This is a genomic window from Leptolyngbya sp. NK1-12 (assembly GCF_032598965.1).
Taxonomy (GTDB): Bacteria; Cyanobacteriota; Cyanobacteriia; order Elainellales; family Elainellaceae; genus Elainella.
Genome location: NZ_CP053586.1, coordinates 3620381 through 3634352 on the forward strand (window position 1 = coordinate 3620381; position 13972 = coordinate 3634352).

Annotated in this window: 11 protein-coding genes; 7 read left to right on the forward strand and 4 right to left on the reverse strand. The window is 52.4% G+C overall.

Annotated elements, in window-relative coordinates:
* Positions 1–42 precede the first annotated feature (42 nt).
* The 3 genes from HJG54_RS15220 to HJG54_RS15230 all read right to left on the reverse strand — a co-directional run bounded on the left by HJG54_RS15220 (position 43) and on the right by HJG54_RS15230 (position 3142).
* The gene (locus HJG54_RS15220; protein WP_316429676.1) at positions 43–954 is read right to left on the reverse strand and encodes a phytanoyl-CoA dioxygenase family protein; all 912 of its coding nucleotides are present in this window, start codon (positions 952–954) and stop codon (positions 43–45) included.
* A 365-nt stretch (positions 955–1319) separates the two neighbouring features.
* Entirely contained in the window at positions 1320–1724 is a 405-nt protein-coding gene (locus tag HJG54_RS15225) for a hypothetical protein (protein WP_316429677.1), read from the reverse strand.
* Positions 1725–1735: 11 nt separating this feature from the next.
* Positions 1736–3142 (reverse strand): ammonium transporter, encoded by a 1407-nt coding sequence (locus tag HJG54_RS15230; RefSeq protein ID WP_316429678.1) that lies wholly within the window; start codon positions 3140–3142, stop codon positions 1736–1738.
* 752 nt (positions 3143–3894) lie between these two features.
* Between HJG54_RS15230 and HJG54_RS15235 the strand changes: the two genes are divergently transcribed.
* The 7 genes from HJG54_RS15235 to HJG54_RS15265 all read left to right on the forward strand — a co-directional run bounded on the left by HJG54_RS15235 (position 3895) and on the right by HJG54_RS15265 (position 11771).
* Positions 3895–5322 carry an acyl-CoA dehydrogenase family protein gene (locus HJG54_RS15235; protein ID WP_316429679.1) on the forward strand — a complete coding sequence of 476 codons (1428 nt, stop codon included), beginning with the start codon at positions 3895–3897 and terminating at the stop codon, positions 5320–5322.
* Positions 5323–5358: 36 nt separating this feature from the next.
* Positions 5359–7218: a DUF1989 domain-containing protein gene (locus HJG54_RS15240; RefSeq protein ID WP_316429681.1), complete on the forward strand. Its 1860-nt coding sequence runs from the start codon at positions 5359–5361 to the stop codon at positions 7216–7218.
* 24 nt (positions 7219–7242) lie between these two features.
* The gene (locus HJG54_RS15245) at positions 7243–7749 is read left to right on the forward strand and encodes a hypothetical protein (RefSeq protein ID WP_316429682.1); all 507 of its coding nucleotides are present in this window, start codon (positions 7243–7245) and stop codon (positions 7747–7749) included.
* Between the two features lie 139 nt (positions 7750–7888).
* Positions 7889–8635, forward strand: a complete 747-nt coding sequence (locus HJG54_RS15250) for a GntR family transcriptional regulator (protein WP_316429683.1) — start codon at positions 7889–7891, stop codon at positions 8633–8635.
* Positions 8636–8724: 89 nt separating this feature from the next.
* On the forward strand, positions 8725–9690 hold the full coding sequence (locus tag HJG54_RS15255) for a hypothetical protein (protein WP_316429685.1): 966 nt from the start codon (positions 8725–8727) through the stop codon (positions 9688–9690).
* 47 nt (positions 9691–9737) lie between these two features.
* Positions 9738–10454, forward strand: a complete 717-nt coding sequence (locus tag HJG54_RS15260) for a hypothetical protein (RefSeq protein ID WP_316429686.1) — start codon at positions 9738–9740, stop codon at positions 10452–10454.
* 9 nt (positions 10455–10463) lie between these two features.
* The gene (locus tag HJG54_RS15265) at positions 10464–11771 is read left to right on the forward strand and encodes an FMN-binding glutamate synthase family protein (RefSeq protein ID WP_316429688.1); all 1308 of its coding nucleotides are present in this window, start codon (positions 10464–10466) and stop codon (positions 11769–11771) included.
* Here HJG54_RS15265 and pta read toward each other — a convergent pair.
* Positions 11758–13863, reverse strand: a complete 2106-nt coding sequence (gene pta, locus HJG54_RS15270; RefSeq protein ID WP_316429689.1) for a phosphate acetyltransferase — start codon at positions 13861–13863, stop codon at positions 11758–11760. The genes HJG54_RS15265 and pta overlap by 14 nt on opposite strands.
* Positions 13864–13972: the final 109 nt, after the last annotated feature.

A 13972-nucleotide genomic window follows, 5' to 3' on the forward strand; every position in this document is an offset into this window, starting at 1 on the left:
GATTAAGTTTGTACAGATTCTATTGGCACATTGCTCTATCGCTTATACACTTACTGTTTCTCTACTCGTATCCATGTTTGCATCAACCAAAGCGTCCTGACAATAGTCACTTAGAAACGGGGTGCGATATCCGTCTTGTGTCCAGAGAATAGGGAAAAAGCTTTCATCCATTGTAGTTTCACCAATGCGCTTGTAGCGTCCGTAGATGTATCCTACGTTGGTGGAGCAAAACTGGGCATCGGCAGACAGGGTGTGAATGCCAATACTGCGGCGAACTTTATCGGAGCAGGTATTTTTGCCGGAGCCGTGCCACATCCAGCCGTGATGAAACACGCAGCCGCCGGCTGGAATCTCGACTTGCACAATTTCTGGTGCCTCAATGCCCGCCTGTTGCGCGGCTTGTCGCATGGTAGAGCGATAGTCTTGAGCAGGGGCATGAAACTCACCGATCTCTGTTACTAATCCCCAGCGATGGGAACCGCGCACATACTCGATCGTACCCGCATTGGCACTCGTATCGTCTAAGGCAAGCCAACAGGTAACCATTTCGGGCGGGTCGATGTAGCTAATATAGGTGGCATCTTGATGCAGCGCTACTTCTTTGCCGCCGGGAGGTTTGAACCAAAGGCTGTCCTGGCCAATTCTGGCTCCCCGCCATCCGCCTAACAAGGCGCTAATCCGGCCAATTTCAGCTGAAAGTACCACGCTCGCCATCCGGCGGTCGCTTTTCCAGACGTTGCACATTTCTCGCGTCACGTCCAACAAGCTCAAACCCGGTCGCCAATACCATTCATCGGGATAGATGCCCGTCTCGAACTGGCCAGCAAACAGGGGATCAATCCTGTCTACCAACCGAGCCACCAAAGCAGCATCAATCAATTTTTCAAAGACTAAAAATCCGTCCTGACGAAATTGCTCGATCTGAGCATCTGTGAGTTGAATTGGCGACATCATAGTTCGGCTGAAGCACTATATTTAAACGTTTAACTTCCCTGCCAATCTTCTTAAAAGAATGCTTAAATCTAGCGGTTTTAGAGGCGTTGAGATAGCCTGCCGTCAGGCATAGCGGCTTCTCATCGAGCAACCACAATGCAGAGACAGGATTCACCTAGTAGTAATTCTATTGTGTATACAAACGTCTCAACTGCAGCAGACAAGCTAATTCTGAATCTGTTCTGACTTGTTATAATAACTCGAGCTAAAGCAGAAAAATGTATCTGGAACTACGGAGACATTACCAATAAAAATACCAATAGAAATACCAATAAAAAAGGGAAAGCAATTGCTTTCCCCAGTGGACGTTTAGCTGTCAAGGAGATTCACCTAGAACGATAGCGACTGGAAAACCGAGATGAACGTTTTGCAGAACGATGGCGCGATTTGAATGCTTTAGCTCCAACGCCAATCATGCCGAGTAAGGCCAAAGGTCGCAGTGATAGCTCCGATGTGGGTTGCCGTCGAGCGGTCTCGGGCGTTTGCTTTGGGGACTGAGAATGGGACAAGCCAGCTAGGGAAAGGGCACCGGCCAGAATAAATGCCCCTAATGCTGCTGGGCTTTTTGCCGCCGAATCTTGCTTCATCGCATAGGACATGTAAATGAAGTACAGCAAGATCAGTGCAGTCAAGCTAATTAAGAACCCAATCATGGTCGAATTATTAGCAAAGGTGTAAATTGGACCTTCCGCTTCGCTAAATTCTTGAAAGGTTTTAAACGGACTGGACATATCCTATCTCCCTATTCAGTTGCTAGTTCAGTCGAACTCATTGGTGTAGTTGCGGTCGCTGGCCTCGTCGTTTGGGTCACAAACGTCATCGTGGCGTATTCGGGATAGCCTTCCACCCCTAAATCAGCAAGATCCAGCCCTTCGATCTCTTCCTGACGCGACACTCGTAGCAGGTTCAGCTTCTTCAGCACCCAGCTCGTGCCATAGCCCGGAATGAATCCCAGCAGCACAATGCAGACCAACGCTCCCAGAATTTGACCAAACAGATTGATCGAGGGAACGCTTTCGCCCTGGGGGAACCCAGCCGCTGCAATTCCGACCACCACACAGCCAAACAACCCACAGAATCCATGCACCCCGACAGCCCCCACCGCATCATCAATACCCATTCGCTCGATCATTAGAGCAACTTTGGGCATGAGATAGGCACCAATAAAGGCGATCACAATCGCGAGAGCTGGATGGTAGACATCCATGCCACCGCCCGCAGAAATGATTCCGGCCAGACCACCAGAAATGGTGAAGAACGGATCGGCCTTTGAGGAAATGTAGGCAGCAACTAATCCAGATGCTAATGCTAGCGTAGTCGTTACCCCAATCGAAGCGAGAGTCATGGGAGTACCGTAAATAGTTGTCTCTTTCTCATAGCCGGGTAGAAAGATCATGCAGGCGGCCAAGAACGCATAGAAGCCAACAAAGATCAGCATCAGCCCTACCATTGTCAATGGTAGATTATGGGGTAGGATTGGCCTCGGCTTGCCGTTTTCGTCAAACTTACCAATGCGGGGACCTAAGTTCAGCAGCACTCCTAGTGTAAAAAATCCTGACACGCCATGCACCACAGCCGCACAGCCAAAATCGTGATAGCCAAACTGCGTAAACAGCCAACCAAACGCACTCCATCCCCAAGCGGCAGCGACCACCCAGGTGAAACTACCCAACACAATCGACATGATCAGGTAAGCGCCGATCTTGACCCGCTCGATCAAGGCCCCGGAAAGAATGGAAGCCGTTGTCATGGCGAATAGGGCAAAGGCAAACCAAAACACACCCGTCAAGTGATCAGCCGTGTTGGGGCCAAGCGCTGGCGACCATGGGTAGGACGCCTCTACATAGGGCATGGCCGCCTTGACGGTTTCATTCACCTCAGGATTGGTCCAGGGTCCTAGAATGCCGCCTGTGAGGGGAAATAGCGGGAAGGCATTGTAGACCCACCAGCCGAAGAGGAAAAAGGCCAACCCCACGCTAGCAAGCGTCATCAGGTTTTTGACCATCGTAGCGAGGACATTTTTGGTCCGAGAAGCACCGCCTTCGTATGCGAGGAAGCCGGCATGAATCAGCAGCATGAATACAGCAGCCCAATAGTAAAAGGACTCTGATGCAAACGTTCCAAGGAATTCTTGCGCTTCAGGAGACATAATTTACGGCGATAAAACGGTAGTTAAATGGCGCTGAAAGGGCCGAAAGATAGGTGAGAAGAGGGAAAGTACGCCAAAGGGGAGATGAGAGGAAGATCAACAACGTACCCGCTCCCTGTTCGTCAACCTGTTCGTCAACCTGTTCGTCAACTGGATAGGGATACAATAATCGACCTCCACTGCATAAAGCTTTCAAGAAGAAGCAATAATAGGAAAGCAATAGTTTAGAAAGCGATAATTAAACAACAGTAAAGACGACTTGTTATAACAAATTTGTATTCAAATTGACCGTCAGCTAGTTTTCTCTTTTTCATCGGTACAGGTCTAGTCGATGCTTGAATCGTTCGCTCCAACCGCGTATCATCTCGCCCGCTGAGTCTGTCCAGAATTTTGTGTCAATCCGACTGTCTCGGCTTCGTCACTGCTCACCCGCACATCATCATGTGACGAAACGCTGTGATTCAAATCGCTTGCATCGAAATTGAAACCGCTAGATTAGCTCTATCGCTTTTGCCTTTTCCCAGCAGTTCAGAAGGTAATCTTCGATACATTCAGCCTGTCCAATTGCCGATTGAGTTTGTTTCCCTCTGTCTCTTGTGGTGTGTCTTACGACTTTTCTTAGGTTGTGATTCAAGGGGTTGCTTCCTGTTTGAATCTCTGATATTGGATCTTTGAGCACAGATATTGAATCTTTGATCACAAATGGCAATCTTGCCGCCTCTTTCCCACTTCCCCCTATCATTTACCCCTCTATGACTGGAACAAAAACTTGGCATTCTGACGAATTTTGGGGACTCGGTTATGATTTCGATCCCCAATGGTTACTGACCGACGCTCAGCGGCAACTGCAAGCCCAATTGATTGAGCTTTGCGCTACTGTGCTGCGGCCCAACGCCATCGACGCGGATCGGAATTTGACCTATCCCCGCAAAAATTTCGAGGCCCTGGCATCGCTGGGACTGCTGGGTCTGTTCGTCCCAAAGGAATGGGGTGGTCTAGGCGAAAACCATGTCTGTGCGGCGATGGTGGTGGAAACGATTGCCCGCTACGGCTGTCCCAGTACGGCCATGTGCTACACGATGCATCTGGGAGCAGTGGCAGCGCTGCTATTTCGGGCACACAATCAGCCAGAGTTTCAAGATTTGTTGCGGCGGCTAGACCGGGATGTACTGATCGGCTCGCTGTCCTATTCCGATCCGGAGACGGGGTCTCACTTCTGGTATCCAGTGTCTTCTAGCGCTACCCAAGTCAATGGCGGTTGGCAGGTGCACAAAAAAGCCTCTTGGACTACTTCTGCCGGTTTCGCCGACTGGTATATCGTGCAGACCACTAGCCCCGACTTTGACGGCAACTATGCCGATCTGTCCTGCTTCTTGATTATGGGGGATGAAGTCAAGGCCGAACCCCACAGGTGGGATGCGCTGGGACTGCGCGGGAATCAGTCCGGCACACTGCTGGTGGATGGCGTCACCGTACCTCTGAACCGCATGGTCGGCCCTAAGGGAGACGGCACCGCATCCAACGATGAAATTGTCGATCCGTTTTTCCTGCTGTGTTCGTCCGCCTGCTGGAACGGGATTGCCATGGGCGCAATCGATCTGGCCAAACGCCATGTTACCCGCAAAAAGCACGTGGATGTGGGGATGCGCGTGGCCGATTATCCGACGATTCAGGATTACTTTGGCGAGGCGATCATCGACACCAACGCCTGCCGCTGCTTTACCTTCTCGATGGGCAAGCTGATGGACGACCTGACCGACAACTGCGACTGGTCGCTCCATGCCGATCTGACCGCCCTGCCCCGCTCGGCCTATCTGCCCTGGTACTGGCAAATCAAATTCGCAGCGGCTAAAAATGTGGCCCATGTGGGTGACAAAATGCTGCACGCCTGCGGTGGCTCTGGCTTCAAAAAAGATATGGAAATCGAACGCTATCTGCGCGACGGCAAAGCCGGCTGGGTCATGGGTCCGACGAACGAGGTGCTGCGTCAATTTGTTGGCAAGCTGGCGCTGCTGGGATTTGAGTCGCTCGACTACTGGAACCAAACTGTCAACGAACGGGTGCTGCAAAATGAAGTCAAGAAGCTCGACGCCGAAGGTAAACGCAAGTTAGCCGAACAGTTGCTGCGCGAGGCTGAGGCGATGCCGTCCTCGAAGGTCTTAACGAGTAGTGGAGTGTAAATCGCTGCTTGGCATGGGAGGTGAAATGCAATGCCGATGACAACTCCTGCAGTTGCTGAGTCTGACGCTGGTGATTCTGATCTACCGGCTCCGTTGGGGCGCGTGGTGGCCGAGTACCGGGTCGAGGCGGCAACAGCAATGGCCTATCGGGTGCAGGCGGGGCAGTATATCCAAATTATTGATGTGGAGGGTAGTCAGTGCTCGGATTTTTTGGCCTTTGCCGGCGAACAGTTCGAGCAGGAACTCGATGCCACCGTTACCCGCACGCTGAATGGCTTGGCAATGCCCAGAGCCGGACTGCACGGCAAATACTTCTCCCAAACCATGCAGCCTTTGTTCGAGGTGATTCAAGACACCTGCGGACGGCACGATAATTTTTTGTTGGCCTGCACCACCCGCTACTACGAAGATGTCGGTTATCCCGGCCATCCGAGCTGTAGCGAAAACTTTAATCAAGTCTTGCAGCCCTACGGCATTCAGCCCCGACCCGGCTGGAGCGCGGTCAATTTTTTCTATAACACTGCGGTGGACGGCGAGGGCGCCATTGTGGGCGGCGAATCTTGGTCGCGTCCGGGCGATTATGTGCTGCTGCGGGCAAGCTGCGATCTGCTGTGCGCTAGCTCCTCCTGTGCCGATGATGTAGACCCAACCAACGCTTGGAATCCGACTGCCATCCATGTGCGGATCTACGCCGCCAGCGAGGAATTTCCTCAAGCCATTGGTCGCCGAGTTGCGCCTACGGCTCCGGTGCGCCTGACTCGCGACAGTGCTTTCACTCCTCGCATTCGTGAGCTGACCAACCATCTGGTGGAGTACAACGGCTTCTGGGTGCCCAACAGCTTTGCCAACCATGGTCCTCAGGCCGAGTACTGGGCGCTACGAGAACGGGCGGTGCTGCTGGATCTATCTGCTCTGCGCAAATTTGAAATTCAAGGTCCAGATGCCTGCGCTTTGCTGCAAATGGCCTTTTCACGAAATGTGGCGAAACTGGCAACCGGACAGTCGGCCTATGGCTGTTTGCTCAACCCCCACGGCGGCATCATCGATGACGGGATTGTGTTTTGCTGCGGGGATGCCTACCGCTATGTGGGCAACTGCGATACCGACGCGGATTGGTTGCAGCGGGTGGCCAATCAGTATGGCTTTACGGTCAGCATCGAACCATCCAGCGAGCGACTGCACAATCTGGCTCTGCAAGGCCCTTGGTCGCGCGACATTCTGCGCCCGCTGGTCAAGTTTGATGCGCCGTTCAACCTCGACGAATTGGGCTATTTTCGCTTTGCTACGGGGACCGTATCGGGTAATGGCACGATGATTCCGGTTCTGGTTTCTCGCACCGGCTACACTGGCGAGTTGGGCTACGAGCTGTTCGTTCATCCGGATCGAGGTGCTGAACTGTGGGATCTGCTGATGCAGGCTGGTCAGCCCTACAACCTGCTGCCGATGGGCATGCTCGCCCTCGATTGTGCCCGCATCGAAGCTGGATTGCTAGCCGTAGGCCGAGAATTTGACGATCTCACATCTCCCTATCAGGCCGGAATCGGCTGGGCTGTGGCGCTAAAGAAGCCAGATTTTATCGGTAAGGCCGCCTTGGAACAGATCAAGCCCCATCCGCCCAAAGTTGCAGTTGGCCTCGTGTTGGCCGGGAATGAAGTGGCTGCTCACGGGCAATCGGTCTATCCAGTCGGGGAACGCTGGCGAGTCGGGATGATTACCAGCGCTACATTTTCCCCGATTCTGCATCAAAGCATTGCCCTCGCCCAGGTTGCGCCTGAATATGGGGCGATCGGCACCGAGTTGGAAGTAGGGTTCGTGGATGGCATGAAACGACGGGTGCGGGCGATTGTCGGATCGCTAGCAGCCTATGACCCAAGCAAATCCCGTGTGAAAGCATGAGTATGAAAGCATGAGTATGAAAGCATGAGTGAACCACCTACAGTTCTGGTAGACTTGGCTGGATTTGACGGCTTGCCCGTGGCACGGGCGCTGTTCGGTTCTGCGATTGATCGAATTGCTCCGTTGCAATCACTGGAGAGTTTGGTTGGCGAAACGATTCCCGTCTCGGTGCTGCGGCTATGCGAAAATAACTTTCGCGTTCGTTTAGCAGAGTCTGACCTGGCAGCGTTCACGACAGCGTTTCAGATGCATCAGCAGCAGCGAGTTTGGCTAAAGCAATTCGATTGGTTGGGCAGCCTATTGCTTCCAGACCAGATGCATCTCCTAGCGCCCCTGATCACCCCCAAACCGCCCCATCGCATCGCTGGACTTCAGCCCAACTGTGCCGCACCTGGCAGAATCAACAATATCTCTGTGCTAGTTTGGCGGCATGCCATTCAGGCAAAGCCAGCGGTAGAACTCCATTTAGCCAGCGAAGATAGGTCCACCGTCGAGACCCTACTGCCGTTGACCGTTGGGAATCTCCCCTAGCCCTCCTTGCAGAAAGCTACTATGTACACACAAATCGAGTCGGTTAGGATTCGAGGCTTTTCAGCCCCCTAAATCCCCAATTTTGGGGGACTTCCGAACCTAATTTGGTCTGAATTATGGGAAAAATTGGCTAAAAGCTATGTCTAGACCGATCGCGGCTCAGCCGCAGTTGCCGCTCCATTTGATCATTTCCGAAAAATTGCGGGAACAGATTGCTAGCGGCGAATTTTTACCCGGCGAACAGCTTCCCAGCGAACATCAACTGATGCTGCATTACCACGTCAGCCGCATCACGGTGCGGCGAGCGATTGCCAATCTGGTCAGTCAGGGGCTGGTGGTATCGCATCGCGGCAAAGGGGTGTTTGTGAAAGAGCGCCGCAAAATGACCCGCTCGCTGTCCAATCCATTGATCTTCTTTGACGAAGACATAGCCCAGCAGAATGCCTCCGCCTCGATTCGCAGCCTTTCGTTTGAAGTCTTGCCGGCTGCGCCCACAGTGGTGGCCAACTTGCAGCTTCCGCCGCATCAGTCAGAGGTGTACTGTCAGAAAAAAGTAATTTTAGTAGATGAAATTCCGGTCGCCATCGATATCACCTACATTCTGCTGGAACTGGGTCAAACCTTCGCCACCGAATTGCAATCAAGTCTGATCTATCCCACTCTCGACAAAAACGGCGTCCTAATCGAACGGGTAGAAGCGCTATTGGAATGCACCCATGCCAGCCACGAAATCAGCGAACATCTGGAAACCACGCTGGGCGCGCCGCTGTTGGTGAATCGCTATGTCGCCTACACTACCGGAAACCAACCGGTAATTTGCGGAGAGACTCTGTCGCGGGCCGATCGTCTTTCCTATTCGGTGGTATTGAAGAAGTCGTCGATGTAGACTGCAATCTGGATTCAAAGCGTAACTCGTGACACAATTCCGCGATTCTCTACTTGTTATAACTAGTTGCATCTTTAAGATTAATCATCATGTGCGGTATTGCAGGGCTGATTTACTACAACTCAGCACTCTACGATAGTCTGGGTTCAACGTTGCTTTCCCTGATTCAACCTCTGGAAACTCGCGGGCCTGATTCGTGCGGTGTGGCGCTCTACAGCGGGCAGGTTACGGCAGCGCAGATCAAACTCTTACTGCATGGCAATTCCCCAACCCCGTGGCCGCAGGTGCAGCAGTGGTTAGAGCAGCAGTTGGCGGCAATGAATTCTCCGGTAAATTGTCAACCGATTCCCGAAGGGTTGCGGCTCGTGGTCGATTTAGCCAACGGCAACTTTGATCCAGTTCAGTGCAAGCAAGCGTTGCACAACCAGTTCCCGATGCTGCATGTCGTCGGTATGGGACAGGCGATGGAAATTTACAAAGAAACCGGCGCGATCGAACTTCTCAACCGCAAATATGGCCTGAACCATTTCTCTGGCACGCACGGCATCGGCCATACCCGCATGGCGACTGAATCGGTCGTTGATACGCACCACTCCCATCCCTTTACTAGCAGTTACGATCTGGCGCTTGTGCATAACGGTCAGGTGTCCAATTACTATAAATTACGGTTTCAGCTAGAGCGAATGGGAGCTGTATTTGAAACCCAAAATGATTCAGAAGCGATTGCCCATTATATCCACTATCAATTACTGCAAGGCAAATCCCTAGAAGCCGGACTGTATCAGCTTTTGGATGACATCGACGGCACCTACACATTCCTGGTTGCCACCCGCGATAAAGTGGCTCTAGTGCGCGACAAATTCGCCGCCAAACCCGCCGTGGTCTACGAAACTGAGGATATGGTTGCGATTGCTTCTGAATACCGGGCGTTGCTCAATCTACCTAACTTTGACTCTAACGCTACAATCCGCGAGCCGAGTGCGGGTGAGATCAACATCTGGACAGTGCTACCTACAGTCAAGGAAACAGCAGGACGAACGCTAGTTAACCGCTAGTGAGCAAGTAAATGTGAATATTTCAATCACCTCATTAGATAAGAACTATGACCGAACAGGGCATGCTAACTGGTACTGTGGTTGACTGTAGCGAGTTAACCACCAGAGAAATCAACCAACAGTTGCGCACATGGGCGGCTGAAGGATTAGAGCAAGTGACGCTAACTAACCCAGCCGGACGCCACAACCTCGCTGTGGGAATGGATAGCAGCATGAAAATCCAGATTGCTGGTCCAGTTGGCTACTACTGTGGTGGCTTAAGCGAGCAGATTCATCTCGCAATCGACGGCAACTGCGGTTGGTCGGTGGGGGAAAACCTGATGGCAGGGCAAATCCTGATTCGAGGCAGTGCTTCGGCTAATGCAGCAGCCACCGCTAGAGGCGGCACAATTTGCATTTTGGGCCATGCTGGTCCCAGAGCCGGCATTTCCCTCAAAGGCGCAACTGTGATTGTCAAGGGCAATGTCGGTCCCAGCAGTGCCTTTATGATGCAGCAAGGCCGGATGATTATCTGCGGCGATGCGGGGGCTAACCTAGCCGATTCGATCTACCAAGGCGAGATTTTCGTCGGTGGCAGAGTCGCATCCCTGGGAGCCGATGCTCGCTACGAACCGATCAGCGACCAAGACTGGCAGATGCTTGCTCAGGAACTCCGCCCATTCGGCCTCGATGCCCATGCCTACGATTTCAAAAAAATTGTCTGCGCCCAGCAGCTCTACCACTTCAAACCACGCGACTTTAGCAAATGGAAAGACGCCTATTAACGAGGTTTTATGCAAGAAAACATTCTCTACACTAGCAGTACCTTTACGCCTCAAGTAATCGATGCAATTCAGCAGCGGGCGGAACTAGGGCGTTATCATATCCGTGGCTTTGGGGCGTTGCGTAATGTTCCTCGGCTCGATGATTTAATTTTCCTAACCGCATCCCTGACTCGGTTTCCGCTGGAGGGTTACCGAGAAAAATGCGAAACCAAAACGCTGTTGGGAACTCGTTACGCTAAGCGACCAATGGAGTTGGACATTCCAATTACGATTGCAGGCATGAGCTTTGGAGCACTCTCAAAAAATGCCAAAGTAGCGTTGGGGCAAGCGGCGACTTGGTTGGGCACCTCTACCACAACGGGTGACGGCGGTATGTTGCCCGCAGAACGAGACGCGTCTGCCAAGCTGGTGTATCAGTGTTTGCCATCGCGCTATGGCTTTGATCCAAGGGATTTGAGAAAAGCCGATGCGGTCGAGATTGTAGTCGGGCAAGGGGCAAAACCAGGCGGCGGTGGGTTGTTGCTGGGTCAGAAAGTGAACCAAGTGGTGGCCGGAATGCGGACGCTACCCGAAGGCGTGGATCAACGCTCACCTTGTCGCCATCCGGATTGGATTGGTCCCGATGATTTGAAAATCAAAATCGAAGAGCTGCGCGAAGCCACCAACTGGGAAATTCCAATCTATGTCAAGATGGGAGCCACGCGCGTCAAGGACGATGTCAAGCTGGCGGTGAAGGCCGGAGCGGATGTGATTGTGCTCGATGGCATGGAAGGCGGTACGGCAGCCACGCAAAGCATTTTTCAGGAACATGTGGGCATTCCCACCCTACCGGCGATTGTACAGGCCGTTGAAGCGCTCAAGGAAATCGGCGTGTATGGCGAAGTGCAGCTTTTAGTTTCCGGCGGCATTCGTTCGGGTCCCGATGTGGCGAAGGCGTTAGCCCTGGGAGCCGATGCGGTCAGTATTGGTACAGCTAGTCTGATTGCTATGGGCTGCAACAAGCCAATTTACGTCGAAGACTATCAGGCGCTGGGAACGGCTCCTTACCATTGCCACCATTGCCATACAGGTCGTTGTCCGGTCGGCATTGCCACCCAGGATGACGAGTTGATGGCGCGTCTACCCATCGAAGAGGCCGCTACCCATGTTGCCAATTACCTACAGGCCATGGTGATGGAAACCCAATCGATTGCTCGCGCCTGCGGTAAGTCGAACGTCCATAATTTAGAGCGCGAAGATTTAGTAGCATTGACGCTAGAAGCATCTGCGATGGCAAAGGTACCGTTAGCGGGAACGGATTTTGTTATGGGTCAGTGATGGCATGATTGATCGACTGGGCCTGAATCGCCGTAATTGCGACCGTGTTGACAATATCTGGAATTGTGCAGCCGCGGCTGAGGTCGTTAACCGGCTTTTTGAGTCCTTGCAGTACCGGACCGATAGCAACCGCATTCGCAGACCGCTGAACGGCTTTGTAGGTGTTGTTGCCCGTATTCAAATCCGGAAAAATGAAAACCGTAGCATGTCCGGCTACTTCGCTGCCAGGCAGTTTGGTTTTGGCGACGCTTTCGTCAATCGCGGCATCGTACTGAATCGGCCCTTCGATTTTGAGGTCGGGACGCTGTTGACGCGCAATTCGAGTTGCTTCCTTCACTTTCTCTACTTCTGCCCCTTGCCCCGATGTGCCGGTAGAATAGGACAGCATCGCCACCAACGGCTCCACGCCAAACTGCTGCGCAGTCATGGCCGAACTGATGGCAATGTCAGCCAACTGCTGCGGATTGGGATCGGGATTCACGGCACAATCACCGTAGACCAGCACCCGGTCTTCTAAGCACATGAAGAATACGCTAGAGACAATCGATACACCGGGTTGGGTACGAATGAATTCCAATGCCGGTCGGATTGTATGAGCTGTAGTATGAACTGAACCGGACACCATTCCATCCGCAATACCTTTATAAACCATCATCGTGCCGAAGTAACTAACGTCTTTCATCATGTCATGGGCATAGTCTTCTGTAATTCCTTTGTGTTTGCGTAATTCATAATAGGTATTACCATATTCTTCTTGCCATTCCGATGTCAGCGGATTGATAATATTCGCCTGCTCCAGCTTCAGCCCTAAAGCATCGATGCGAGTGCGAATTTCCTGTTCATCGCCCAGTAAGGTAATATCCACCACGCCGCGCCGCAGCAGGATCTCACTGGCTCGCAAAATCCGCTCCTCGTTGCCCTCAGGTAAAACAATGTGCTGCCGCGATGCCTTCGCCCGTTCTACCAGCTCATACTCAAACATGATTGGTGTCATGCGGGTTGAGCGGGAGACGGCGATGCGCTCGGCTAATTTTGCCGTATCCACATGGGCCTCAAACAGTCCCAAAGCAGAAGCAATCTTACGGGCATTGTGGGGCGTAATCTCGGCACGCACTTCGTTAATTTGGGTGGCAGTTTGGTAGGTATCGCTGGTGACGCTAAGAATCGGAGCGGTCCACCGTGCTCCCTGAATCAATTGCTGAATTCGCGGGTCAAGGTCCAGTCCACCCGTCAGCACCATGCCTGCCACATTGGGAGATTGACTCGAAAGCGTAGAAGCCAAGCAGCCTAGAATCACATCCGAGCGGTCGCCAGGAGTAATCACTAGGCTACCCTCCTGAAGCCGTCCCAGAAAATTGGGCAGCTGCATAGCGGCAGCTTTGACAGTCATGACTTCGTGATTCAGTCGTTCCGCATCTCCGTGGATCAACTTGGCGTCTATCGCTTTGGCAATTTCGGCAATCGTTGGCTTGGACAGCATTGCGTCATCGGGCAGCACAAAGATGGGATCGGCAAAGGTCCAGTTGACCTGCAAGGCTGCTTTCACCTGTTCTAACTGATCGGGCGCAACTCGGTTGATGATCGTAGCCACCATCGCACACCCTTCTTGAAGAAAGGCTTCTCGTTCGGTGAGTACGGTGTTGACGACTTGAGTAGGCGTTTTGTTGGCACCATTGGCAACCAGCAGAATTGGTGCAGCTAGGTGGTTGGCGACTCGGCTGTCAAAATTATCGACAAAGGCCGAATCAATATAGCTGGAGTCAATCCCTTCGCAAACCACAAAATCACACTGCTGTTCCAGATGTTTATACGCCGAGATTATTTGTTGTAGAAGTTGACCATACTGACCAGCCGCAATTAACTGCCGCACTTCCTCATCCATCAATGCATAATGAGCTTCGTAGGAACAATTTTGCGGATAGCGACTACGCACCAATTCAATATCATTGTCGCGCTCTGTACCGCTATGGATCACCGGACGAAAAAATCCCAGGTGATGTACCCGTTTCGATAGCAGTTCCATAATGCCGAGCGCCACTAACGCCTTACCGCTGCCAGGTTCCAGTCCTACGATATACAGATTTTTGAGCATGCTGTTTTCCCGTTTTGCTAGATTCTAGCCGTGCATAGATATCGGCCTTTCCGGACACTCTACGTCTACGTCAGTACCCTAGCGCAGAATCGATCATCCTGAGTGTATA